Source organism: Achromobacter sp. UBA4530 (genome assembly GCF_002388205.1).
Lineage (GTDB): Bacteria > Pseudomonadota > Gammaproteobacteria > Burkholderiales > Burkholderiaceae_B > Achromobacter > Achromobacter animicus.
This window is the reverse complement of the sequence record NZ_DGMA01000009.1, coordinates 250,177-271,784: the sequence shown is the minus strand read 5'-3', so window position 1 is coordinate 271,784 and position 21,608 is coordinate 250,177. Positions and strand designations below refer to the sequence as shown.

At 68.6% G+C, this 21,608-nt stretch carries 27 protein-coding genes; 19 read left to right on the top strand and 8 right to left on the bottom strand.

Going from position 1 to position 21,608, the window contains the following annotated elements:
• The first annotated feature begins 4 nt into the window (after window positions 1-4).
• From B2W22_RS10690 to B2W22_RS10675, 4 genes are all read left to right on the top strand, one after another.
• Entirely contained in the window at window positions 5-553 is a 549-nt protein-coding gene (locus B2W22_RS10690) for a hypothetical protein (protein ID WP_175184449.1), read from the top strand.
• Window positions 550-1,041 (top strand): hypothetical protein, encoded by a 492-nt coding sequence (locus B2W22_RS10685; protein WP_239212932.1) that lies wholly within the window; start codon window positions 550-552, stop codon window positions 1,039-1,041. The genes B2W22_RS10690 and B2W22_RS10685 overlap by 4 nt, the downstream gene beginning before the upstream one ends.
• 66 nt (window positions 1,042-1,107) lie before the next feature.
• Window positions 1,108-1,959, top strand: coding sequence for an AraC family transcriptional regulator (locus tag B2W22_RS10680; protein WP_286937581.1), 852 nt, complete (start codon window positions 1,108-1,110; stop codon window positions 1,957-1,959).
• An 81-nt stretch (window positions 1,960-2,040) separates the two neighbouring features.
• Window positions 2,041-2,952 carry a DMT family transporter gene (locus tag B2W22_RS10675; RefSeq protein ID WP_286937579.1) on the top strand — a complete coding sequence of 304 codons (912 nt, stop codon included), beginning with the start codon at window positions 2,041-2,043 and terminating at the stop codon, window positions 2,950-2,952.
• On the opposite strand, the gene B2W22_RS10670 is transcribed toward B2W22_RS10675, so the two are convergent.
• On the bottom strand, window positions 2,949-3,425 hold the full coding sequence (locus B2W22_RS10670) for a MarR family winged helix-turn-helix transcriptional regulator (protein WP_175137779.1): 477 nt from the start codon (window positions 3,423-3,425) through the stop codon (window positions 2,949-2,951). The two genes, B2W22_RS10675 and B2W22_RS10670, sit on opposite strands and share 4 nt — an antisense overlap.
• Before the next feature lie 132 nt (window positions 3,426-3,557).
• On the opposite strand from B2W22_RS10670, the gene B2W22_RS10665 reads away from it, so the two are divergent.
• Window positions 3,558-4,958, top strand: coding sequence for an MATE family efflux transporter (locus B2W22_RS10665; RefSeq protein ID WP_175124432.1), 1,401 nt, complete (start codon window positions 3,558-3,560; stop codon window positions 4,956-4,958).
• Here the strand turns inward: B2W22_RS10665 and B2W22_RS10660 are convergent.
• Window positions 4,882-5,895, bottom strand: a complete 1,014-nt coding sequence (locus B2W22_RS10660) for a LysR family transcriptional regulator (protein WP_286937577.1) — start codon at window positions 5,893-5,895, stop codon at window positions 4,882-4,884. The genes B2W22_RS10665 and B2W22_RS10660 overlap by 77 nt on opposite strands.
• Window positions 5,896-6,016: 121 nt before the next feature.
• Between B2W22_RS10660 and B2W22_RS10655 the strand changes: the two genes are divergently transcribed.
• Both B2W22_RS10655 and B2W22_RS10650 read left to right on the top strand, forming a co-directional pair.
• Window positions 6,017-6,433 carry a sel1 repeat family protein gene (locus B2W22_RS10655; RefSeq protein ID WP_286937575.1) on the top strand — a complete coding sequence of 139 codons (417 nt, stop codon included), beginning with the start codon at window positions 6,017-6,019 and terminating at the stop codon, window positions 6,431-6,433.
• A complete protein-coding gene (locus B2W22_RS10650) occupies window positions 6,430-7,185 on the top strand; it encodes a sulfite exporter TauE/SafE family protein (protein WP_286937574.1) in 756 nt (251 codons plus the stop codon). The genes B2W22_RS10655 and B2W22_RS10650 overlap by 4 nt, the downstream gene beginning before the upstream one ends.
• Window positions 7,186-7,247: 62 nt before the next feature.
• On the opposite strand, the gene B2W22_RS10645 is transcribed toward B2W22_RS10650, so the two are convergent.
• Window positions 7,248-8,063 (bottom strand): SDR family NAD(P)-dependent oxidoreductase, encoded by an 816-nt coding sequence (locus B2W22_RS10645; RefSeq protein ID WP_286937571.1) that lies wholly within the window; start codon window positions 8,061-8,063, stop codon window positions 7,248-7,250.
• 261 nt (window positions 8,064-8,324) lie between these two features.
• Between B2W22_RS10645 and B2W22_RS10640 the strand changes: the two genes are divergently transcribed.
• A complete protein-coding gene (locus B2W22_RS10640) occupies window positions 8,325-8,657 on the top strand; it encodes a hypothetical protein (RefSeq protein WP_056558301.1) in 333 nt (110 codons plus the stop codon).
• Between the two features lie 21 nt (window positions 8,658-8,678).
• On the opposite strand, the gene B2W22_RS10635 is transcribed toward B2W22_RS10640, so the two are convergent.
• Window positions 8,679-9,215: a GNAT family N-acetyltransferase gene (locus B2W22_RS10635; protein ID WP_175124427.1), complete on the bottom strand. Its 537-nt coding sequence runs from the start codon at window positions 9,213-9,215 to the stop codon at window positions 8,679-8,681.
• A gap of 7 nt (window positions 9,216-9,222) precedes the next feature.
• Complete coding sequence (locus tag B2W22_RS10630) at window positions 9,223-9,804, bottom strand: helix-turn-helix domain-containing protein (RefSeq protein ID WP_175124426.1); 582 nt, start codon at window positions 9,802-9,804, stop codon at window positions 9,223-9,225.
• 118 nt (window positions 9,805-9,922) lie between these two features.
• Here B2W22_RS10630 and B2W22_RS10625 point away from each other — a divergent pair, with 118 nt between their 5' ends.
• From B2W22_RS10625 to alkB, 3 genes are all read left to right on the top strand, one after another.
• Window positions 9,923-11,464: a phospholipase D family protein gene (locus B2W22_RS10625; RefSeq protein ID WP_175137694.1), complete on the top strand. Its 1,542-nt coding sequence runs from the start codon at window positions 9,923-9,925 to the stop codon at window positions 11,462-11,464.
• A 161-nt stretch (window positions 11,465-11,625) separates the two neighbouring features.
• Window positions 11,626-12,339 (top strand): 2OG-Fe(II) oxygenase, encoded by a 714-nt coding sequence (locus tag B2W22_RS10620; protein WP_286937568.1) that lies wholly within the window; start codon window positions 11,626-11,628, stop codon window positions 12,337-12,339.
• A gap of 1 nt (window position 12,340) precedes the next feature.
• Entirely contained in the window at window positions 12,341-12,994 is a 654-nt protein-coding gene (gene alkB, locus B2W22_RS10615) for a DNA oxidative demethylase AlkB (protein WP_175137692.1), read from the top strand.
• 114 nt (window positions 12,995-13,108) lie between these two features.
• Here the strand turns inward: alkB and B2W22_RS10610 are convergent, their stop codons facing one another.
• A complete protein-coding gene (locus tag B2W22_RS10610; protein WP_286937566.1) occupies window positions 13,109-13,651 on the bottom strand; it encodes a carboxymuconolactone decarboxylase family protein in 543 nt (180 codons plus the stop codon).
• A gap of 143 nt (window positions 13,652-13,794) precedes the next feature.
• Here B2W22_RS10610 and B2W22_RS10605 point away from each other — a divergent pair, with 143 nt between their 5' ends.
• From B2W22_RS10605 to B2W22_RS10580, 6 genes are all read left to right on the top strand, one after another.
• Entirely contained in the window at window positions 13,795-14,658 is an 864-nt protein-coding gene (locus tag B2W22_RS10605; RefSeq protein WP_175137690.1) for an AraC family transcriptional regulator, read from the top strand.
• Window positions 14,659-14,863: 205 nt separating this feature from the next.
• Window positions 14,864-15,865: a formylglycine-generating enzyme family protein gene (locus B2W22_RS10600; protein WP_286937563.1), complete on the top strand. Its 1,002-nt coding sequence runs from the start codon at window positions 14,864-14,866 to the stop codon at window positions 15,863-15,865.
• A gap of 60 nt (window positions 15,866-15,925) precedes the next feature.
• Window positions 15,926-16,318: a VOC family protein gene (locus B2W22_RS10595; protein ID WP_175124421.1), complete on the top strand. Its 393-nt coding sequence runs from the start codon at window positions 15,926-15,928 to the stop codon at window positions 16,316-16,318.
• A 15-nt stretch (window positions 16,319-16,333) separates the two neighbouring features.
• The gene (locus tag B2W22_RS10590) at window positions 16,334-17,143 is read left to right on the top strand and encodes an AraC family transcriptional regulator (RefSeq protein WP_175137688.1); all 810 of its coding nucleotides are present in this window, start codon (window positions 16,334-16,336) and stop codon (window positions 17,141-17,143) included.
• A 100-nt stretch (window positions 17,144-17,243) separates the two neighbouring features.
• On the top strand, window positions 17,244-17,612 hold the full coding sequence (locus B2W22_RS10585) for a cupin domain-containing protein (RefSeq protein ID WP_175137687.1): 369 nt from the start codon (window positions 17,244-17,246) through the stop codon (window positions 17,610-17,612).
• Between the two features lie 55 nt (window positions 17,613-17,667).
• Window positions 17,668-18,414 carry an SDR family oxidoreductase gene (locus B2W22_RS10580; RefSeq protein ID WP_175137686.1) on the top strand — a complete coding sequence of 249 codons (747 nt, stop codon included), beginning with the start codon at window positions 17,668-17,670 and terminating at the stop codon, window positions 18,412-18,414.
• A gap of 59 nt (window positions 18,415-18,473) precedes the next feature.
• Here the strand turns inward: B2W22_RS10580 and B2W22_RS10575 are convergent, their stop codons facing one another.
• Entirely contained in the window at window positions 18,474-19,001 is a 528-nt protein-coding gene (locus B2W22_RS10575) for an MgtC/SapB family protein (protein WP_175124417.1), read from the bottom strand.
• Window positions 19,002-19,167: 166 nt separating this feature from the next.
• Here B2W22_RS10575 and B2W22_RS10570 point away from each other — a divergent pair, with 166 nt between their 5' ends.
• Window positions 19,168-19,950, top strand: a complete 783-nt coding sequence (locus B2W22_RS10570) for an SDR family oxidoreductase (protein ID WP_175184458.1) — start codon at window positions 19,168-19,170, stop codon at window positions 19,948-19,950.
• Between the two features lie 74 nt (window positions 19,951-20,024).
• On the opposite strand, the gene B2W22_RS10565 is transcribed toward B2W22_RS10570, so the two are convergent.
• Complete coding sequence (locus B2W22_RS10565) at window positions 20,025-20,717, bottom strand: HAD family hydrolase (RefSeq protein ID WP_175137684.1); 693 nt, start codon at window positions 20,715-20,717, stop codon at window positions 20,025-20,027.
• A gap of 244 nt (window positions 20,718-20,961) precedes the next feature.
• Between B2W22_RS10565 and B2W22_RS10560 the strand changes: the two genes are divergently transcribed.
• On the top strand, window positions 20,962-21,606 hold the full coding sequence (locus B2W22_RS10560) for a 2OG-Fe(II) oxygenase (RefSeq protein ID WP_175124414.1): 645 nt from the start codon (window positions 20,962-20,964) through the stop codon (window positions 21,604-21,606).
• Window positions 21,607-21,608: the final 2 nt, after the last annotated feature.

Sequence of the window (21,608 nt, the reverse complement as noted above, 5' to 3'; positions counted from 1 at the left end):
CAGCTTGTTCACCATCTCGCCAACCTTTGCGAGCGGCCGCGCGCTTTGCCTGCTGGGACTCGCCGCGCTGACCGCGCTTTCAGGCTGCAGTTCGATGCTGGGAGAAGGCACGGGCGCCGCGGCCGGTATCGCCGGCACGGCCATCGCCAACAAGGTGACCGACAACGCCACGGTGGCCACGGGCATCGGCCTGGGCGTGCAGGCCGGCGCGAAGGCCGCGCTGGCCTATGCGCAGCGCCAGACACGCGGCGAAGAGCAGGACGCCATCGCCAAGGCGGCCGGCGCGCTTGCGGTGGGCAAGGTCGCCAGCTGGAACGTCGAGCATAAGTTGCCGATCGAGGACGACGCGCGCGGCCAGGTCACCGTCAGCCGGCTGATCGGCGGTGGCGACCTGCAATGCAAGGAAGTGGTGTTCTCGGTGGACACGCCTGCCGGCAAACCCGGCGCTGATCCGGAACGCGAGTTCTACGTCACGACCGTCTGCCGCGACGGCGAAAACTGGCGCTGGGCGAGCGCCGAACCGGCGACCGCCCGCTGGGGCTCGCTGCAGTGACGCGGGCGATCGGCATGCTGGCGCTGGCCGCCAGCCTGGCGCTCGCGGGCTGCCAGAGTTCCTCCATCGGTCCCGCCACGGGCGCGGTGGTCGGCACGCTGAGCGGTGCGGCCACGGCCAATCCCGTTGCCGGCTTTGCCATTGGCGTGACGGTGCAGGCCGCGGTGGACGCCACGGTGAAGTACGTGTTGCGCGAATGGAAGAACGACCAGCAGAACGTCATGGCCAATACGGTGGGCGGGCTGCCCATCGGTGAAGTCCGGCAGTGGCAGATCAAACGCACCCTGGCGGTGGGCAACGAGCGCGGCAGCATCCAGGCAGTGCGCGACATCGAGACGCCGCTGGCGCACTGCCGCGAGGTGCTGTTTACGGTGGAAGTGGAAGGCGCCGCGCCTGCCTACGCCAGCACGATCTGCCAGCGCCGGGACGGGCAATGGAAATGGGCCTCGGCCGAACCCTCCGTGGCGCGCTGGACCGGCCTGCAATAGCGGCGCTTGATCGGCGCGAGATCTGCGGGCGATACTGGCCCGACCGCCATCGCCGCCACGTCATTCATGCCCGCACGCCAATTCCTCATGCAGCGCAGCGTCATCGCCGGCGTGCAGGCCGTATCCGCCTGCAGCGGCCACGCGTTCGCGCGCCACACGCATGAACAATTCGGCATCGGCGTGATGCGCCAAGGCGCACAGGTGTCGCACAGCGGCCGGGGCCAGGTGGAGGCCGGGCCGGGTTACGTCATCACGGTCAATCCGGGCGAGGTCCACGATGGCGCGCCCATCGGCGACGGTGTGCGGGCCTGGCAGATGATCTACCTGGATCCCGGCGTCGTGACCGCCTGCGCCGAAGACCTGACCGGCGCGGGCGTGCCTCGGCGTCACGATGCGGGCAGTCTGTCGGGCGCCTCCCTCTACGAATTCGAGCACCCGGCGCGGCACCAGCCAGCGCTGGCCCGTGACGTCCTTGCGCTTTATGCGCACATCACCGCAGGCGGATCGCCGTTGGCGTGCGACAGCCTGCTGTTGCGCGTGCTGGCGCAGGCTGGCGGTCCGCGCGGCACGCTGGCCACCGCCCTTGCGCGCGAGGCGATACCGTCCTCCCTGCGCCATGCGATCGCGCGCATCGACGACGACCCGGCCGCCGCCCTGTCGCTCGCCGATCTGGCCACCGCCAGCGACCTGAGCCGCTACCAGGTGCTGCGCGCCTTCACGCGCGCCACGGGGCTGACGCCGCACGCCTACCAGATGCAGCGTCGCCTGCTGCTGGCGCGGCGGCTCATCCGGCAGGGCATGGCGCTGGCCGATGCGGCCGCGCTGGGCGGTTTTGCCGACCAGAGCCACATGACGCGGCTTTTCGTGCGCGCCTATGGCGTGTCGCCGCGCCGCTATGCGTTGGCCGCGGGCGCCTGATCCGCCTTCCCTGCAATTTCGTTCAAGACCTGCCTCCCGCCTGCGCCCTACGCTGTGCCTTTTCCAACGGGCATTCAGGCGATGGCCATCAACAGGCTGCGGCACGGGTATCTCTATCTGGCACTGGCCATGGTGCTGGTCGGCAGCACCGTGACCGCCAGCAAGGTCATTGGCGCGGGGTTGCCGCCCTTCACCGCGACCGCCCTGCGCTTTGCCATCGCGTTGCCCTGCTTCGCCCTGCTGATGGCGGCGACCGGCGCGCGCCTGCCCCGGCTGCACCGGCGGGACTGGCTGCTGCTGACGGTGCAGGCGGTGGCGGGCAGCGTCGGGTATACGACCTTGTTGATCGCCGGGTTGCAGCGGACCTCGGCAGTGGACGGCGGCATCATTCTGGGGACGCTGCCGCTCGTCACGGCCGCGATCGCCATGCTGCTGCTGGGCGAGCGCCCGGGCCGGCGGGCCCTGGCTGCCATCGGCATGGCGGCGTTCGGCGTGTGGCTGATGACCAGCCGCCCCCCCTCGCGGGGCATGGACGGGTCGCTCGCCGGCAACGCGCTGATCCTGGGCGCGGTGGCCTGCGAGGGGCTGTTCATCCTGTTGAACAAGCGCCTGCGCACGCCGGTTGCGCCGCTGGCGCTATCGACGTTGATGACGGCATTCGGCCTGGCGTTTTCCGCGGTGGCCAGCCTGGCCGAAGCGCCATGGGCATTGGACTACGCGCCTGGCGCGGTCGCTGCCGTCGCGTACTACGCGCTGGTGCCCACGGTGGGCGGCTTTCTGCTCTGGTACGCGGGCGCGGCGCGCGTGCCTGGCTCAGAGGCGGCGCTTTTTACCGCACTGGCGCCCGTTTCCGCAGTGATGCTGTCGGCTAGCCTGCTGGACGAGCCGGTGACCGGCGCGCAGATCGCCGGCATAAGTTGCGTGCTGGGCGGCGTCCTGGCAATGACCCGGCGCGGCGGCCCGCGCAGCAATGGAACGGGGGACGGCATTTAGCCGCGGCTGAAGGCCTGCGCGAAGTCGTCGGAAAAGATGTCGGCCAGCGCGTGGCGCAATGCCGCGGCGCGCTCGGCGCCGTATGCGGCTTCGAAACGGTTCTGCGCGTCCTTCCACAAGCGGCGGGATTCCGCCAGCTTGGCGCGGCCGGTCTCGGTCAACTCCACCCGGCGGCTGCGGCCATCCAGCGGGTCGCGCATCATCTGCACGTACCCATCGCGCTGCAAGGGCTTGAGGTTGTGCGCCAGCGCGGACCGGTCCAGCACCATCGCGCGGGCCAGGTCGGTCATCGACGGCGAACCCGCGCGGGCAATGTGCACCAGGATCGAATGTTGCGACACTTTCAGCCCGCAGGGCGCGAGCACGGTGTCATAGAGCTGGGACACGCGACGCGTCGCCTTGCGCAGCGCAGCGCCGTTACAGACAAGCGGATCCGGAGGAACGGCAGAGCCGAGGAGCGGGGCGTCGGACATGGCGACCAAGGAAGGAAAATCGGCGGGCAAGGACATAACGCTACCGCCCGCGCGGGTTCACGTCCAGCCCGTTATTGACAGTTATTGGCATATGCACGTAAATTTTGCCGATCACGTCCACCGGCCTTCCCCATGCCAGCGACCGCCCCGCCACGCCCCGCCAATGCGCGCTTGCAAGCCATGCTGCATGGCCCCATCGCGCCCACGCTGGCGCGGCTGGCGTGGCCCAACATCCTCATGATGCTGGCGCAGTCGTCCACCGGCCTGATCGAGACCTGGTTTCTGGCGCGGCTGGGCACGCCGGTGCTGGCCGGCGTGGCGCTCGTCGTGCCGGTGCTGATGCTGATGCAGAACATGTCTCAGGGCGCGATGGGCGGCGGGATTTCCGCTGCGGTCGCGCGCGCGTTGGGCGGCGGACGGCAACAGGAGGCCGATCAGCTCGTGCTGCATGCAGTCGTGCTGAACGCCTTGCTGGGTCTGGCCTTTTGCGTGTTGTTGCTGGCCTTCGGTCCGGCGCTGTACCGCGCGCTGGGCGCCGAAGGCGAAGCGCTCGACGCCGCGCTGGCGTATTCCAATGTGATCTTCGGCGGCATCGTCCTGATGTGGCTGATGAACGCCTTTGCCAGCGCCATCCGCGGCACCGGCAACATGCTGGTGCCGGGCGCGGTCATCTGCGGCGGCGCGCTGCTGCTGATTCCCCTGTCGCCATGCCTGATCTTCGGATGGGGCCCCTTCCCCGCGCTTGGCGTGGCGGGCGGCGGCTGGGCGCTGGTGATCTACTACGCCGTAGGCACGCTGATCCTGGGCGCCTATTGCGCCAGCGGACGCAACGCGGCGCGGCTGGTCGCCAGCCGGCTGCATGCGACGCTGATGCGCAACATCCTCAGCGTGGGCGCGCTGGCCACCATCAACCCGCTCATGACCAACGCGCTGGTGGCACTGACCGCGGCACTGGTGGGCGCCTACGCGGGCGAGGCAGCGGTGGCGGGCTATGGCGTGGCGGTGCGGCTGGAATATCTGTTGATGCCCATCGCCTTCGGGCTGGGCGCGCCCATGGTGGCGATGGTCGGCTCGAACATCGGCGCGGGCCAACCGGAGCGCGCCATGCGCATCGCCTTGACGGGCGGGGCGATGGCGTTCGTGCTGGCGGAGGCGATCGGGCTGACCGCGGCGTTTTTCCCCGACGCGTGGCTGCGCCTGTTCGGCGCGCAGGATCACATGCTGGAGGCCGGCGCCGGTTATCTGCGCATTGTGGGTCCGGTGTATGGGTTTTTCGCGCTGGGCTTTTCGCTGTACTTCGCGTCGCAAGGAGCCGGAAGGCTGAAGTGGCCGTTGATGGCGGGGTTCCTGCGGCTTTTGATCGGCATCGGCGCAGGCGGCGTCGCGCTGCACATGACCGGTTCGCTGACGGTGTTCTTCGTGATCGCGGCCGTGGCGATGTGCATTTACGGCCTGATCATCCTGGCCGCCGTCGCGTCGGGTTCGTGGTTCGACCGCGGCCACCTGCCGGGGCGCCGGCTTTTTGCACGCTGACGCGCGCAGGGGCGTCGGGGGCCGGGTCCACGGGCGCTTGGGCCGCATCGCCAGCCGGTGCGTCGCGCAACGCATAGGCCACCAGATCCGCCGCGTACGCGGGAAGATCATCACGCACGCACAGCACCAGATCCCGGGCCGCCCACGGATCCGCCAGCGCCACGCGGCTTACCCCAGCCGCGCGGCCATAGCGCACCGCCGCCGCGCGCGGCACGATGGCCACGCCGACCCCCTGTCCCACCATCCGGCAGACGGCATCGAAACTGCGCAACCGCACGCGATAGGACAGCGCCTTGCCGCTGCGGCGCGCGTGATGCGCGATGTGCTCCTGCAGCGCGCTGCCCTGCACCAGTCCGACGAATTCATAACCGGCCACGTCCTCCAGCAGCGCCTGTTGCAGCGCCGCGAGCGGATGGCCGCGCGGCACGATCAGCGTCAGCGGGTCATGGCGGAAGATGCGCGTGCGCAGGCCGTGCAGATCGGCCGAGTCCGCCAGCACCCCGATGTCGCATGCGCCGGTCCGCAGCGCGTCGGCGATCTCGTGGCTCAGGCGCTCTTCGAGGTCGACGGAAATATGCGGATGGTCCTTGAGAAACGCGCCCAGCACGGGCGGCAGGTATTCGCTGAGCGCCGTGGTGTTGCACAGCACCCGCACATGGCCTTTCAGCCCGGCGCCGTAATGATCCAGCTCGCCGCGCATGCGGTCGATCTGGCCCAGCACCAGCCGTGCATGATGGACCAGCGTGCGCCCCGCGGGCGTCGCCTGCACGCCGCGCGGCTCGCGCACCAGCAGCGGTACGCCCAGCGCGTCTTCCATGCCCCGGATGCGCTCGCTGGCCGACGCCAGCGTCATGTGCGACCGCCCCGCGCCCGCCGTGATGGAGCCGGTTTCGTGCACGTTCAGGAAAAGGCGTAGGTCGGTCAGGTCAAAGCGCATGAAAAAAAGCGTAGCACGCCAGCCTCAGGCGCAGCCATAGTCTGGGTACGCCAGATCCCGATAGGCGCGGTCGGGCGCGAGCGTGAGAATGCGTCCATACCCACCCGAACAGGCGGAAATCATGAACACTGCAACATTGCGCACCCGGACCGCGCGCTGGCCGGGGCTGGCCTTGGTCGCACTGGCGCTGTACGCCTCAGGCGTAGCCGAAGCGCAGGCCGGAATTGGCGGCCCCCTCACCCCCGCCCAGCAGTACGCACTGGCATTGGAAGCGCAGACGCAGGGCGACCATGGCGCAATGCTGACGTGGCTGCGCGCCGCCGCGCGCGCGGACCACCCGCCCGCGCAACGGATGCTGGGCATGGTGCTGATCGGCGGTCCCGCGTTGTACGGCCCGTCGCTGCCCGCCGACCTGTGCGAGGGACGCGCATGGCTGCTGCGCGCCGCCCGCCAGAACGAAGGACCGTCGCAGGATGTGGCCTTCGCCCTGTTCGGCCGCCCCAAGGACGCGCTGACCGCGCACTGCGAGCCCGCATGAATCTTTTCGATCCCGTATTGCTCGCGGCTGTCGTGACGGTCTTCGTCCTGGCCGGCGTGGTCAAGGGCGTGGTCGGGCTGGGCCTGCCCACCATTTCGATGGCATTGCTGGCGCTGGTGATGGCGCCGGCCCAGGCGGCCGCGCTGCTCATCGTGCCGTCGCTCATCACCAACCTGTGGCAGGCGCTGCCGTGGGTCACGCTGCGCGCGGTCCTGCGCCGGATCGCCGGCATGCAGGCCGGCGTCTGCGCGGGCACGGTGGCGGGCGCGCTGTGGCTGGGTCCGCCCTCGGGCGACTGGGCCGGCATCTTCCTGGGGCTGGCGCTGGTGGCTTATGCCGCCTGGGGACTGTTTGGCTCGCCGCCCGCGGTGCAGCCCCGGCATGAACAATGGATCGGCATCGCGGCCGGCGCGGTGACCGGGGTGATCACGGCCGCCACCGGCGTCTTCGTCATCCCGGCCGTGCCCTATCTGCAAGCCCTGAAACTGGACAAGGACGCGCTCATCCAGGCCATGGGGATTTCCTTCACGGTGTCGACCGTGGCGCTGGCCGCGGGGCTGTGGCTGAACGGCGGCTATACGGCCGGCGCCGCCAGCGCGTCGCTTTTGATGCTGCTGCCGGCACTGGCCGGCATGGCGCTGGGGAAACGGCTGCGCGGCCGGCTTTCCGCGCGCACGTTCAAGCTGTGCTTCATGGTCAGCCTGGCGTTGCTGGGCGCCTACCAGGCCGGGCGCGGGCTGCTGGGCGGCTAGCGGCTCCGCGCCTCAAACGGTCTGCGGGCTGCTCACCCGATGCGGCTGGCGCGCTGTATGCCTCAAGCGGCCAGCCGTCTTCCGTCGACAGCGCCGATCGACACGGACATCTCGCGCCACCGTGCCAGCTCCTGTTGCACCGACTGGATCTTGCTGCGCGCCTGATCGAAGGAATTGCGGCCCAGGAACAGATGCAGGGGCGCGTACTGCGCCTCGGCGGCCTGGATCAGCGCCTGCGCCGCCTTGACCGGATCGCCGCCCTGGTCCCAGCCTTGCTCGCCGCGCGCGGCCAGCTCCGGGGATGCTTGCGCATCACCCGCGCGCATCGCGCCCGGGTAGACAAGCGACACCCGGATGCCCAGGGGCGCGGCTTCGGCGGCCAGGGATTCGGTCAGCCCGCTGACGGCAAACTTGGCGGCGCTGTAGGCGCCCCATTCCGGCGCGCGGCCATCGAAACCCAGAATCGACGAGATATTGAACACATGCCCGCCGCGCTGCGCGCGCAGACGCGGCATCACTGCGCGGATGACGTTCAGCACCCCGAACACGTGGATATCGAACGTGCCGCGCAACTGCGCGTCCGACAACCGCTCGAGCGAGCCTTGCACGCCCTGCCCGGCGCCATTCACCACGACGTCGATGCCGCCAAAGGCCGCCGCCGTGGCGTCCACCGCGCGGCGCACCGCGCGCTCGTCGGCCAGGTTGACGGTCAGGGGCAGGAACCGGCCTTCCAGCTTGGCGCCCACCGCTTCCAGCAACGCATCGCCATCGTCCGACGTGGCCGCGACCTTGTGCCCCTGGTCCAGCAGCATCTTGACCAGCGTGACGCCTAGCCCGGCCGACGCGTCCGTCACCAACCAGATTTTTTCGGTATTCATGCGATTCCCTTCCCTTGCTTGCGGCCGCCGGCAAGATGCCTGGCTGCCCGGCCGATACCGCCCGCGCTCCGCAGAGCCACGGCCGGCGCGGCCCTGGACAGGATAGTAAGAATCGCGTGCGCGGGCGTACAGGCAGGATCTTGCGTGAAACCTGCCTATTTCTACGGCAATGCGATATGGCGGATAATCCGTCTGTTTGCCGCCGCCACGCGCGGCGGGTCATTGCGGGGCTTTCATTCCCCGCTGCTTTCGGAGTCAGCTATGCATCGCGGCATTGAAGCGATCGAACACTTCATGGAATCCATCGGCCTGACCTGGCAGCCCGGCCGCGTCGCACGCGCCGAACTGCGCGTCAGCTACCGCATCGGCAATACCCGCCCACTGGGCATCGACCGCACGCTGGTGGAATTCCACTGCGACGCCAAACGGGCAAAGGTGTGGGTGCCCGAGTTCTCGCGCACCAGCTTTCACCAATGGTTCGAAGTCCCCTATCAAGACTTCGAGTACACGCCCGGCGGGTCCATGCTGAAGATCAAGGCCGCCGCGCGCGGCAACGCGCCGCCCTACAGCGTGGGCATCAAGCCGCTGGCCTGATCGCCCCGCGCGGAACGCCGGTCATAGCGGCTTGTACATGATCGTCGTTCCGTCCACCTTCGCCGGGTCGAGCGGATCTCGTGCAAATCCCGGAATCACCCCCACCGTCTGATAGCCCAGCGACGCGTACAGCGGCTCGGCCGAATCGCCCGTGCGCGTGTCCAGCGTGAGCAGGCTGCGATGCAGGCGGCGCGCCATGTCCTCGACCTCGTGCATCAGCCGGCGCGCGATGCCCTGGCGGCGAAAATCCGGATGCACCAGCAGCTTGCGCACCTCGGCGCGGTGCGGCTGGTTCGGCGGCGTGTCGACGTCCAGTTGCACGGATCCGGCAACCCGCCCGTCCACGCGCGCCACCCACAACTTCACCGCCCCGCTTTCGACGCCCGGCAGCACCTTGCCGCGCCAGAACCCCTGCGCGTCGTCATGCGTGTACGGCAGCACGAAGCTGACGCTGGCCCCGCCCTGCACGCACGCGTGCAGCAAGGTGGCCAGCTCGGGGATGGCGGCCGCGGCGGCATCGGCCGTCAGCAGCGTCAATTCAAGGTTTGCAGGGGTCATGGCAGGCTCAGACGATGAAAAGCAGGTAGCGGGCGCCGCTGTGCGGCGGGGTGACGAAGGCGCTGGCGCCGAATAGCTGGTAGCGCAGGCAGTCGCCCGGCAGCAGGCGATGCGTGTGGCCGTCGGCCGTGACGGACAGCTCGCCGTCCAGCATCAGCAGATGGTGTTCAAGGCCGGGCCGTGGCGATTGGTCATAACTAATGCGGGCGTCGGCGGCCAGTTCGCAGGCCAGCACCTCGCCCGCCAGGCGCTGCGACGGCGGCGACACCGAGCGGCGGCGGAAACCCACGCTGTCATCCACCCACACCGCCTGCGCGGCCTGGGGCACATGGGCGGCAAAGTCGTCTTCGACCATCAGCATGAGGCGCGACATCGTCATGCCATGGGCGGCGCAAAGCTTGCCCAGCACGCTGGCGGTGGGACTGACCTCGCCATTTTCAAGGCGGGAGAGCGTGGCGCGGCTGATGCCGGCGCGGCCGGCCAGATCGTCCAGCGACCAGCCCCGGTCCTGGCGCAGTGTTTTTAGCCGGGCGGCCAGACGAAGGTCCAGCCCGGCATCGGCGGCGGCGGCGGTGTGTGGTTGTTCCATATCCGGGAATTTATTCCATATATGAAAACATGTCGACCGCGTGGTTTCCCCGATGCGCAATCCGTTCGCCCGCCGGACACTACGAGCGACCCGCGCCGGATTCGGCACAATAGCGGTCATGCACTTGGGCAAACACCTCTACATGACCATCTTTTGCGCGTTGACCTCCGGTTGTTCCCTTCCCTCGCTGGACAAGCGCAGCGTGTCGCAGGGACTTACCGATGAGGAAGCCGGCGCAACGCCGCTGGGCCGGGCGATCGCCCCACTGGCCGCCGCGCATCCCGGCAAGTCCGGCATCCACGCCCTCGCCGATCCCCTGGACGCCTTTGCCGCGCGCATGATGCTGGCGCGTGCGGCCGAACGCAGTCTGGACGTGCAGTACTACATCTGGCACGACGACATGACGGGCATCATGCTGTTCGAGGCGCTGCACGAGGCCGCCGACCGGGGCGTTCGCGTGCGCCTGCTGCTGGACGACAACGGCACGTCGGGACTGGACCGGACGCTGTCCGCGCTGGACGGGCATCCGAACATCGAGGTGCGGCTCTACAACCCTTTCACGCTGCGCTGGCCAAAGCCGCTTGGTTACCTGACGGACTTCAACCGGCTGAACCGCCGGATGCACAACAAGTCATTCACCGCCGACAACCAGGCCACCATCGTGGGCGGCCGCAACATCGGCGACGAGTACTTTGGCGCCACCGACGGCGTGCTGTTCAGGGACATGGACGTGCTGGCCATCGGCGCCGCCGTCAGCGACGTGTCGGGCGACTTCGACCGCTACTGGCGCAGCGATTCCGCCTATCCGGTGGCAGGCATCGTCCGGAAGGCTGCGTCCAACGAACTGGAAGAACTGGAGGCGGACGCGGCCGCGGTCGAACAGTCGCCCGAGGCTGCAGCCTATGCGCAGGCGATGCGCGACCTGCCCTTCATCCGGCAGTTGCTTGGCGGCGAACTGCCCCTGATCTGGGCGAGCACCCAAATGGTCAGCGACGATCCGGGCAAGACGCTGGGCACCGCGCCGCCCGAGGCGATGCTGCCGCACCAACTGCACGAGATCGTGGGCGAGCCAGCAAAGGAACTGCTGCTGGTGTCGCCTTACTTCGTGCCCACCGCCGCCGGCACGCAGGCGTTTGCCAAGATGGCGCGCAATGGCGTCAAGGTCCGGGTGCTGACCAACGCGCTGGAAGCCACCGACGTGGCGGTGGTGCATTCGGGCTACGCCAAGCGCCGCAAGGACTTGCTGGCCGCCGGCGTCGAGCTGTACGAAATGAAGCGCGCGGTGCAAGGCGTCGAGCGCAACAAGAGCATGGGTCCCTTCGGCAGTTCGGGCTCCAGCCTGCACGCCAAGACCTTCGCGGTGGATGGCGAGCGCGTTTTCGTCGGGTCGTTCAATTTCGATCCGCGCTCGGCGCGATTGAACACCGAGCTGGGATTCGTGATCGACAGCCCGGCGCTGGCGCGTGGCATCGAAGACGCCTTCGAGGAAGAACTGCCCCGCACCGCCTACCGCGTCATGCTGGATGAGATGGGCAAGCTCTACTGGCTGGAAGATCGCGACGGTCACACGGTGCGCCATGACCGCGAGCCCGGCGCCAGCATCTTGCAACGCGCGACCGTGTGGGTGGCGTCGCTGTTGCCGCTGGAGCCGTTGTTGTAGGGGTGGAAGTCAAACGCGACCCGGTCTACCGCAATCCGCAACAAGCGGAGTGGCCGTTTATTTCGCAAGGCGTAGACTGGACGCAGCGATTTTCCGCAGTGAATTTTCCGCAGTGAATCTGCCGCCGTAAATTTGCCGCAGTAGTTCTCCATTCAACGACCATGACCACCGCGCCCGCCGACGCCCTGCTCGCGCAGCAGGACTGGAACCGCGCCGTTGCCGACCTCGACGCGCATGGCAACGCCATCCTGCCCGCCTTGCTGACGCCTGCGCAATGCATCGCGCTGTCGGACGCCTACGATCACGATGATCGCTACCGAAGCCGTATCGTGATGGCGCGCCACGGATTCGGGCGCGGCGAATACAAGTATTTCCGCTATCCCTTGCCTGACCTGATTGCCCACCTGCGCGGCGCGCTTTATACCCAGCTTGCGCCCATCGCCAACCGATGGAACCGGCAGATGGGCATCGGCGTGCAGTACCCCGCAGATCACGCGGATTTTCTTGCGCGGTGCCACGCGGCCAGCCAGCGCCGGCCGACGCCGTTGATCCTGCAGTACGGGCCGGGCGACTACAACTGCCTGCACCAGGACCTGTACGGCGAACACGTGTTTCCGTTGCAGGTGGCGGTGCTGTTGTCCACGCCGGACGTGGACTTCACGGGCGGTGAATTCGTCATGACGGAAACCGGCAGCCGAGAGCAGCGCGCCGACGTGCTGCCCCTGAAGCAAGGAGATGCGCTCATCTTCACGGTGAACCAGCGCCCGGTTCCCGGCGTGCGCGGGTGGCGCAAGGTGGCCATGCGCCACGGCGTGAGCGAGCTGCGTTCGGGGCGCCGCCACACGCTTGGCATCATTTTTCACGACGCGGTGTGACATGACCCTGGACCTATTCGGCGGCGACGATCCCGCCCAGCATGGCCGCGTGACCATCGGCCCGCAATCCGTGGTGTTGCGCGGCTTTGCGCTGCCAACCGTTGACGCGCTGCTGGCCGGCGTGGACGACGTGACCGCGCAGGCGCCGTTCCGGCACATGGAGACGCCCGGCGGGTACACGATGTCGGTGGCGCTGACCAACTGCGGCGACTTGGGGTGGACGACGGACGCCCGCGGCTATCGCTACAGCCGCATCGACCCCGTGTCCGGACAGCCCTGGCCGGCGATGCCGCAGGCCTTCAGGCAGTTGGCGCAGGACGCGGCGCGGGAAGCCGGCTTTCCGGATTTTGCGCCCGATGCGTGCCTGGTCAACCGTTACGAACCCGGCTCGCGTCTGTCGCTGCACCAGGACCGCAACGAGCGCGATTTCAACGCGCCCATCGTGTCGGTGTCGCTGGGCATGCCGGCGATGTTTCTGTTCGGGGGAGACGACCGCGCGGACCGCGCGGCGCGGGTGCCGCTGTTTCACGGTGACGTCGTCGTGTGGGGAGGCGTGGACCGCCTGCGGTTTCACGGCGTGATGCCGCTGAAGGACCTGCCGCATCCGCGGCTGGGCAGCCAGCGCATCAACTTCACGATACGCAAGGCGGGATAGGGGCGCGCGGCCGCTGCCGGCGCCCCTGTGGAACCGGGCGGCCCGGGCCGTGGGGACAGCGCGGGCCGCGCGTTGCCAAGGCCGCCTGGGTTGCCCAGGTCGGCCCCGGATCGCTCACGCCGCGCGCAACCGCACACGCGGGAAATCCACCGGCACGTCGAACGCCACGTTCACGTAGTTGGTGAACAGGTTCAACGCCACATGCGCCAGGATCTCGACGATCTGCTCGTCATTGAAGCCGGCCGCGCGCACCGCCGCCACGTCGGTGTCGGCCACCTGGCCGTGCTGACGCACCAGCTTCAGCGCGAAATCCAGCGCCGCGGCCGTCTGCGGATCGTCGGCGTGGCCGGCCTGGGCCGCAGCCATCTGTTCGGCAGTGGCGCCAGCCTTGCGGCCCAGCGCGGTGTGCGCGGCCAGGCAATATTCGCAGCGGTTGCGGTCGGCGACGGCGACGGCGATCTTTTCGGTCAGTTGCGGGGGCAGCACGCCGCCGCCCAGGGCGCCAAACGCACCCCACATGCTTTTCAGGGCAGCGGGCGAGTTCGCGACTGCGCGGAACATGTTGGGGGTCGCGCCGAACGCGCCGTGGATCTGGTCAAGCAGCGCCTTGCTGGCAGCGGGAGCAACAGAGGAGTCGATGAGTTGAACGCGGGACATGACGTTTCCTTTCAGTGAGTTGATTCAGTCGTTAAGGGAAAGGCGCCGGTTGGTTTCCTGCTGCCTTTGCGCCAGTATGGGTGGGTCGGGAGTAATATTGGGCACCTATCGTCCACGATTCATATCTATTCGTCCAATACGCCATGACACCCTCGCTCGACCGTCTGTCCGCCCTGCTCGACCGGTTCCGCGTGCGGGCGCACCTGTTCCATGCCGGCCCGCTGTGCGGTCTGAACCGGTTCGCGCCCGAACCCGGGCGCGCCTTCCTGCATGTGCTGCGACGCGGCGACATGGAGGTCGCGCACCGGGCCGGCAGCGGTCTGCCCCGCCGGCTGCGCGTGGCCGAGCCGACGCTGCTGTTCTACGCACGCCCGGTGCACCATGAATTCCACAACCCGCCCGAGGACGGCTCGGATTTCACCTGCGCCACGCTGCACTTCGAAGGCGGCGACCACCATCCGCTGGTGCGCGCGCTGCCGCCGCTGATCGCGCTGCCGCTGGCGCGTGTTGACGGACTGGCGCAGGCGCTGGCGTTGCTGTTCGCCGAAACCGAACAGGTGCGATGCGGACAGCGGCTGCTGGCGGACCGCCTGTTTGAGGTGGTGTTGATCCAGCTGTTGCGCTGGCTGATCGACCATCCTGCCGAGGCCGGCATACAGATCGGGTTGATGACGGGTCTTGCCGAGCCGCGCCTGGCGCGCGCGCTGGTCGCCATGCACGAGCAGCCCGGCGCGGCCTGGACGCTGGCAGCGCTGGCCGGCCGTGCGGGCATGTCGCGCAGCGCCTTTGCGGCCGCGTTCAAGCACGTGGTCGGCCAGCCGCCGGCGGACTACCTGGCCGACTGGCGCCTGACGCTGGCGCAGTCGCGCTTGCGGGAAGGCATCGCCGTCAAGACGATCGCCGCCGAACTGGGCTACGCGAACGCGTCGGCCCTGTCGCGCATCTTCAGCCAGAAGCTGGGCGCATCACCGCGGCAATGGCTGGATGCGCGGGCGGCGGAAAACTGAGCGGGCGGCAGTCGACGATGCAGCCTTTGGGGTCCGCCAGCGGGCGGTCCGGCGGTCCGGCGGTCCGAAGCTCCGGCGATCCGGCGCTCCGACGGACCGGCTTTCCGCGACGCGTCCGTCCAACATGAGGGTTCACCATGTCTGGCGGCGGCCGCGCAGCGGACCTACTATTGCGCACCCCTCAGGCCTAACCCGTCGGACTGCCATGCGTACCCGCACTGCCTTCGCCCTGCTCTGCACCCTGACCTGCGCGTCCGTCCAGGCGGCCACGCCGCCCGACATCGTCGAAAATTCGCTGGGTATGACCTTCGTGCGTGTCCCGGCGGGCACATTCCAGATGGGCAGCGACGAAGGGGCCGACACGCTGGCCGCCGCGTATCCGCACTATCCGCCTGACCGCTACGCCCAGCTCTTTGACGAAGCGCCGGTGCACGCCGTTCGCATCACGCGGCCGTTCTACCTGGAGCGCACGGAAGTCACCGTGGGCCAGTTCCGGCGCTTCATCGAAGCGTCCGGCTACGTGCCGGAGTCCGAAGCCGACGGCACCGGCGGCTACGGCTACAACGCCGCGTACGATCCGGAAACGTCCGCGTCGGGCGACGCCTTCGAAGGCCGCGACCGACGGTATTCCTGGCGCAACCCGGGATTTGTGCAGGGCGACGATCACCCGGTGGTGAACATCAGCTGGAACGACGCGCAGGCGCTGGCGCAATGGCTGACCAGGACGGAAGGCCGCGTGTACCGCCTGCCCACCGAAGCCGAATGGGAATACGCCTGCCGGGCCGGCACGCGCACGCGCTACCAGAACGGCGACGACCCGGCCGCGATGCCTGACGTGGGCAACGGTTTCGATGCCGACGCCAGCCCGTTGTGGCCGAAGTGGCAGGCCTTTGCCTCGCCGCGCCACGACGGCAACACCTTCACCGCCCCGGTCGCCAGCTACGCGCCCAATGCGTTCGGCCTGTACGACATGCACGGCAACGCATGGGAATGGGTCGCGGACTGGTACGGCGAGGACTACTACGCCCACTCCCCGACTGATGATCCGCAGGGTCCGGAAGTCGGCAACGTGCGCGTGCGGCGCGGCGGCTCGTGGCATACGTGGGCGCTGTACACGCGCTCGTCGTACCGCAACTGGAACACGCAGGAAACGCGCTATCCGCTGGTCGGCGTGCGCCTGCTGCGCGAGGCCGACGCCGCCGACTGAGGTCAAAGACTTCCTGGTGGGTTAGCATGGCCGCACGATCCATTTGAAGAGAGTCCTGATATGCACACGCTGGGCCGTCTCGTCCTGCTGGTGAACGACTACGACACCGCCATCGCCTTCTACCGGGACAAGCTCGGGATGGAGGTGTCTGTCGACATGCCTGTCGGCCAGCAGCGCTATGTGCATCTGCGTCTGCACGATCAGCCCTCGGTGGGCATGTGGCTGCTGCAGGCCCAGACGCAGGCCCAGCGCGATCGCGTGGGCGACCAGACGGGCGGCCAGCCCGTCGGCGTGTTCTACACGGACGACGTGCTGCGCGATCACGCGCACTTCTCGGCCAAGGGCGTGCGCTTCACGCGCGAGCCCGTACAGGAAGAGACCGCCGCGTACGCCCACTTCATCGACCTGTACGGCAACGAGTTCGTGCTGGTCCAGTTAAAGCAGCCGGCGTAGCCGCGGGGTCTGCTCATGGCCTTCGATGCGACCCGCAAGGACTGGATCCGGCGTGCCGCGCCGTCCAGCCGCGTGGAGCGCATCGAGGCGTACTTCGGCGGGCATGGCTACGACATGCACCGCCACGACACCTACGCCATCGGCCGCACCCTGGCCGGCGTGCAAAGTTTTCATTACCGGCGCGGCATGCAGCACAGCCTGCCGGGCGGCACCATCGTGCTGCACCCCGACGAAGCGCATGACGGCCAGGCCGGCACCGACGCGGGCTTTCATTACCGGATGATCTACGTAGAGCCGGCGCTGATCCAGCAGATCCTGGGCGGCCGGCCGCTGCCGTTCATCCGCGACGGCATCAGCGCCGATCCCCGGCTGTACGCGGCCAGCGGCGCGCTGCTCCAGGCCACGGGCCAGGACATCGATCCGCTACAGGAAGACGACGCGCTGTTCGAACTGGCGCACGCGCTGTGCGCCGCCGCGGGCCGCAGAACCGGCCGGCGCGCGCCCGATTACGCCGCAGCCGAACGCGCCCGGCAGTTCATCCACGCATCGTTGGACCAGCCGATTCTGCTGGACGACCTGGCGCGCGCGGCGGGCACGGATCGCTGGAGCCTGTCGCGCGATTTCCGCGCGCTGTTCGGCACCAGCCCTTACCGCTACGTGATGCTGCGGCGTCTGGACCTGGCGCGCCGGCTGATCGCGGTGGGCACGCCGCTGGCGCAGGCCGCCGCCGACGCGGGCTTCACCGATCAAAGTCACCTTACGCGCCGCCATGTGCAGGCCTACGGCATGGCGCCCGACCGCTGGCGGCGGATGCTGAACGGCTGACGCGCGGCCCCGGCGGGCATCGGCAAAAGCTGCTCGATCGTACAAGACGGCGCACCCGGCGCCGCCGTATCGTGAGGCTTTCCATCCCCATGAGCCCGCCATGTCCCTCCCTGCTTCCATCAATCTGGCCGCCAAGCTGGCCCTGATCCACGACCACTGGATGCCCAAGGTCATTGCCGAGATGAACGACTACCAGTTCAAGCTCGTCAAGCTGAAAGGCGATTTTGTCTGGCATTCGCACGCCGACACGGACGAGACGTTCATCGTCATCGCGGGCCATCTGCGGATCGCGCTGCGTGACGGCGAGATCGCGCTGGGTCCCGGTGAAATGACCGTGATCCCCAAGGGCGTGGAGCACAAGCCCTGTGCGCCGCAGGAAGTGCAGCTCATGCTGATCGAGCCGCGCGGCGTCGCGAACACCGGCGACGAAGGCGGGCCGCGCCGTGCGCCCAACGACGTATGGATCTGATCGGCCGCGTTTGCTAACGTGTGGCCCAACAGTGATGCCACCACAGGAGGAAACCATGTCCAAAGTCATGCTTGTCACCGGCGGCAGCCGCGGCATCGGGGCTGCCATCGCCAAGCTGGCCGCCCGCCGCGGGTACGCGGTCGGCGTCAATTACCACGCCAATGCCGATGCCGCAGAGGCGGTCGTGGACGAGATCACCCGAGACGGCGGCAAGGCCGTCGCGATTCAGGCGGATGTCGCCCAGGAGGACCAGGTGCTGCGCATGTTCCGCACGCTGGACGAGCGCCTGGGTCGCATCCACGCGCTGGTCAACAACGCCGGCATCCTGGAAAAGCAGATGCGCGTCGAGGACATGGATGCCGCCCGGCTGCACCGGGTGTTGTCCACCAACGTGGTCGGCGCATTCCTGTGCGCACGCGAAGCCGTGCGGCGGATGTCGCCGCGCCACGGCGGCCAGGGCGGCGCCATCGTCAATGTGTCATCGGCCGCGGCGCGGCTGGGATCGCCCAACGAATACGTGGACTACGCCGCGTCCAAGGGCGCGATGGACACGCTGACCATCGGGCTGTCCAAGGAAGTCGCTCCCGAAGGCATCCGCGTGAACGGCGTGCGCCCCGGCACGATCTACACCGAGATGCACGCCAGCGGCGGCGAGCCGGGCCGCGTCGACCGGCTGAAAAGCGTCATCCCGCTGCGCCGCGGCGGCACCGTGGAAGAAGTGGCCGGGGCGGTGATGTGGCTGTTTTCGGACGAGGCCGGCTATACCAGCGGCTCGTTCATCGAGGTATCGGGCGGCAATTAGCGGGCGGCAATTAGCGGGCGGCCCGGCAAGACTGCGCCGGGCGGATCCGCTTCCGGTGTCTACGGCGATCCCTTGTCATCCGTCGAGATCACGCGCTTTTCCTGGCTTGCGGAAATGCGCGCCTCGACGCGCCGCAGCACGGCCAGCACAAACAGCGCCATCAGGGTGCTGACCACGGCGGTGGCCTCGCGGCCCATGCCGGCGGCCACGCCAATGGCGGCGGTCATCCAGATGCTGGCCGATGTGGTGAGGCCATGGATTTCGCGCTCGGCGCCCAGCTTGATGATGGCGCCCGCCCCCAGAAAGCCGATGCCCGCGATCACGCCTTGCAGCACGCGGCTCAGGTCTCCGACTTCCATGCCGCCCTGCAACGGCACCAGCACGAAGATGGCCGCGCCCAGCGCCACCAGCATGTGCGTGCGCAGCCCGGCATCCTTGCCTCTGCGTTCCCGTTCGTAACCCAACAGGCCGCCCAGCAGGACGGCCATGCTTAAGCGCAGCACAATGCGTGTTGCCTCCGCCACATCGGGAATATCGGCAAATTCAGTACGCACTGCAGTCCAGATTTCCAGCCAGATTTGCGACATCGACGAGTCCTTGGATCCGAGGAGAAACCGAGCATAGCAGGCGGCGCGCGGACGCGGCGCACCTTCGCGTCTTCAAAAATTCTGCCCTGGATCCCACAGCGCCGCGCATCCGGTTTACAACGTCTGCAAGGCCGCGCCGACCGGCGCGCATCGACAGGAGCGCTACATGGATTTGCAGCTGGCGGGTAAACGCGTCCTCATCACGGGCGCCTCCAAGGGCATCGGTCTGGCGTGCGCCATCGCGTTTGCGCGGGAAGGCGCCGAGCCAATATTGGTTGCGCGTGACGATGCGGCGCTGCATGACGCCACGGCGGCAATCCGCGAGCAGACGGGGCGGCAGGCCGGCGCGGTGACGCTGGATCTGGCGCAACCCGGCGCGGCCGAGCGCCTGTGCAAGGAAACGGGGCCCGTCGACATCCTGGTGAACAACGCCGGCGCCGTGCCGGGCGGCGCGCTGGATCAGGTTCAGGACGAACGCTGGCGCGCGGGCTGGGAGTTGAAGGTGCACGGCTACATCAGCCTGGCGCGCCACTACTATCCGGCGATGCGCGACGCGGGGTCGGGCGTCATTGCCAACATCATCGGCATGGCGGGCTCGGCGCCGCGCGCCGATTACATCTGCGGCGCGGCGGCCAACGCCTCGCTCATTGCATTCACGCGGGCGCTGGGCGGCGAATCGCCGCGCCACGGGGTGCGGGTGTTCGGCGTCAATCCGTCGCGCACGCGCACCGATCGCGTGCTGACGCTGGCTCGGCAACGCGCGCAGGCGCGCTGGGGCGATGAATCGCGCTGGCAGGAAACACTGTCGGATCTACCGTTCGGGCGGCTGATGGAGCCGGGCGAGGTGGCCGACATGATCGTCTTCGGCGCCTCGCCGCGCGCGGGTTATCTGAGCGGAACCGTGATCGACCTGGATGGCGGCGAACAGTACGCCACGCACGGGCGTTGATGCCCGGCGCGGCGGATGCGCGTCAGGCGCCCGCCGCCTGCCGGCACATCGATCGGCAATCGCGCGCCAGCGCGTCAGGCAGCTTGCGCCCGCCAGCCCGCCAGCAGCGCCGGCAACTCGCGCATATCGGTGAACACGTGCGACACGCCCACGTTGCGCAGCGCCTGCGCGCCGCTGTGGCCGAGTTCGCCGGGGCTGTAGCCGAATACGGTGGCGCCGGCGGCCACGCCTGCTGTTGCGCCGGTGACCGTGTCCTCGACGATTGCGCAACGCTTCGGGTCCACGCCCAGCGCCTGCGCGGCCGCCAGGTACACGTCCGGAAACGGCTTGCTGCGCGGCATCTCGTGGCCGCTGAAGACGCGCCCGTCGAAGCAGTCGGCGATGCCCACCTTGGCCAGTTGCAGCTCGACCTTGCGTCGGTCCGCGCCCGATGCCACGGCGATGCGCCCATCCAGCGCTTCGTGCAAGGCGCGCACGGCGTCGGGCGCCCCGGGGATCTCGACGAGATCGCGGTCCAGCGCGTCGTTGCGGCGCTGGCGGAACTGGTCGAACCATGCCTGATCGATCGTGGCGCCGGTGCGCGCCTCGATCAGCGGCAGTTCGTCCTTGACCGCCTTCCCGGTAAAGATCTGCATTGTCTCGGCGTGCGTGATGCCCCAGCCCAATTCATTGAGCATCTCGGTCAGCACGCGGCTGGTGATGGGTTCGGAATCGACCAGGACACCGTCGCAGTCGAACAGCACGGCGTCAAAGGGAAAATCAGTCATTGCGGGCAGCGGGGGGAGTGTCGATGAAGCCGGTAAGCATACTGCACGGCAACTGACCGCCGGCTGGTGCGGCCCCGCGGACAGCAAGCGGCGGAGTGCCGGGGCGCGCCGGACTGGCTAAGCTGTGGCGTCGTACCGGCGGCGGGTAACGCCTGGCCGCCAGGACGATTGCCCCGCGCAAGACGATGCACATGAACATGACCACGCCCAAGACCCCGATCCCTTCCATGACGCGCCCCGGACCATGACCACGCCCGCCTCCCGCCCGCTCGGCGAATACGACTGGATACGCATCGCGCAGGACCTGGACGCGCAGGGCTGGGCGCTGCTGCCCGCGCTCTATGCGCCGGCTGACGCACGCGCGCTGGCAGCGCTGCAAGGCCTGCCCGATCCCCTGCCGGCGCCGCTGGCCAGCCTGCGCACCGATCTCTACGCGCGCCTGCTGCCGGTGGCGCGCGCCTGGGCAAGCGCACTGGACGTGGATGTCTCCTACCCGGACGATCTGCCCGCCTACCTCCAGCAGAACCGCCTTTCAGGACAATCGCGCAGCCTTTCCGCGATCCAGCGCCTGGACGCACCCGGCTACCAGCCGCTGCTGCAGCATGCCGACGGCGCCTGCGTGTTTCCGCTGCGGCTGATCGTGCTGCTGTCCGAGCCCGGCGTGGATTTCACGGGCGGCGAACTTGTCATGACCGAGCAGCGTCCGCGCATGCAGTCGCGCCCGATGGTGCTGCCGTTGGGCCTGGGCGATGGGGTGGTGATCGCGACGTCGCACCGGCCCGTATCGGGCTCGCAGGGCGTCTACCGCGTCACGGAGCGCCAGGCCGTCAGCCGGGTGCGCAGCGGCGAACGCGTGGGCCTTGACCTGATGCTGCACGACGCGCCGTAACG

Bases quoted from the DNA above. Each gene is read 5' to 3' on its own strand.
- B2W22_RS10620 (WP_286937568.1), top strand. From the start codon at position 11,626: ATGACCACCGCGCCCGCCGACGCCCTGCTCGCGCAGCAGGACTGGAAC.
- B2W22_RS10625 (WP_175137694.1), top strand. From the start codon at position 9,923: ATGCACTTGGGCAAACACCTCTACATGACCATCTTTTGCGCGTTGACC.
- B2W22_RS10665 (WP_175124432.1), top strand. From the start codon at position 3,558: ATGCCAGCGACCGCCCCGCCACGCCCCGCCAATGCGCGCTTGCAAGCC.
- alkB (WP_175137692.1), top strand. From the start codon at position 12,341: ATGACCCTGGACCTATTCGGCGGCGACGATCCCGCCCAGCATGGCCGC.
- B2W22_RS10655 (WP_286937575.1), top strand. From the start codon at position 6,017: ATGAACACTGCAACATTGCGCACCCGGACCGCGCGCTGGCCGGGGCTG.
- B2W22_RS10635 (WP_175124427.1), bottom strand. From the start codon at position 9,215: ATGACCCCTGCAAACCTTGAATTGACGCTGCTGACGGCCGATGCCGCC.
- B2W22_RS10570 (WP_175184458.1), top strand. From the start codon at position 19,168: ATGGATTTGCAGCTGGCGGGTAAACGCGTCCTCATCACGGGCGCCTCC.
- B2W22_RS10565 (WP_175137684.1), bottom strand. From the start codon at position 20,717: ATGACTGATTTTCCCTTTGACGCCGTGCTGTTCGACTGCGACGGTGTC.
- B2W22_RS10675 (WP_286937579.1), top strand. From the start codon at position 2,041: ATGGCCATCAACAGGCTGCGGCACGGGTATCTCTATCTGGCACTGGCC.
- B2W22_RS10595 (WP_175124421.1), top strand. From the start codon at position 15,926: ATGCACACGCTGGGCCGTCTCGTCCTGCTGGTGAACGACTACGACACC.
- B2W22_RS10660 (WP_286937577.1), bottom strand. From the start codon at position 5,895: ATGCGCTTTGACCTGACCGACCTACGCCTTTTCCTGAACGTGCACGAA.
- B2W22_RS10560 (WP_175124414.1), top strand. From the start codon at position 20,962: ATGACCACGCCCGCCTCCCGCCCGCTCGGCGAATACGACTGGATACGC.
- B2W22_RS10605 (WP_175137690.1), top strand. From the start codon at position 13,795: ATGACACCCTCGCTCGACCGTCTGTCCGCCCTGCTCGACCGGTTCCGC.
- B2W22_RS10680 (WP_286937581.1), top strand. From the start codon at position 1,108: ATGCCCGCACGCCAATTCCTCATGCAGCGCAGCGTCATCGCCGGCGTG.
- B2W22_RS10630 (WP_175124426.1), bottom strand. From the start codon at position 9,804: ATGGAACAACCACACACCGCCGCCGCCGCCGATGCCGGGCTGGACCTT.
- B2W22_RS10580 (WP_175137686.1), top strand. From the start codon at position 17,668: ATGTCCAAAGTCATGCTTGTCACCGGCGGCAGCCGCGGCATCGGGGCT.
- B2W22_RS10650 (WP_286937574.1), top strand. From the start codon at position 6,430: ATGAATCTTTTCGATCCCGTATTGCTCGCGGCTGTCGTGACGGTCTTC.
- B2W22_RS10585 (WP_175137687.1), top strand. From the start codon at position 17,244: ATGTCCCTCCCTGCTTCCATCAATCTGGCCGCCAAGCTGGCCCTGATC.
- B2W22_RS10670 (WP_175137779.1), bottom strand. From the start codon at position 3,425: ATGTCCGACGCCCCGCTCCTCGGCTCTGCCGTTCCTCCGGATCCGCTT.
- B2W22_RS10645 (WP_286937571.1), bottom strand. From the start codon at position 8,063: ATGAATACCGAAAAAATCTGGTTGGTGACGGACGCGTCGGCCGGGCTA.
- B2W22_RS10600 (WP_286937563.1), top strand. From the start codon at position 14,864: ATGCGTACCCGCACTGCCTTCGCCCTGCTCTGCACCCTGACCTGCGCG.
- B2W22_RS10590 (WP_175137688.1), top strand. From the start codon at position 16,334: ATGGCCTTCGATGCGACCCGCAAGGACTGGATCCGGCGTGCCGCGCCG.
- B2W22_RS10640 (WP_056558301.1), top strand. From the start codon at position 8,325: ATGCATCGCGGCATTGAAGCGATCGAACACTTCATGGAATCCATCGGC.
- B2W22_RS10610 (WP_286937566.1), bottom strand. From the start codon at position 13,651: ATGTCCCGCGTTCAACTCATCGACTCCTCTGTTGCTCCCGCTGCCAGC.
- B2W22_RS10575 (WP_175124417.1), bottom strand. From the start codon at position 19,001: ATGTCGCAAATCTGGCTGGAAATCTGGACTGCAGTGCGTACTGAATTT.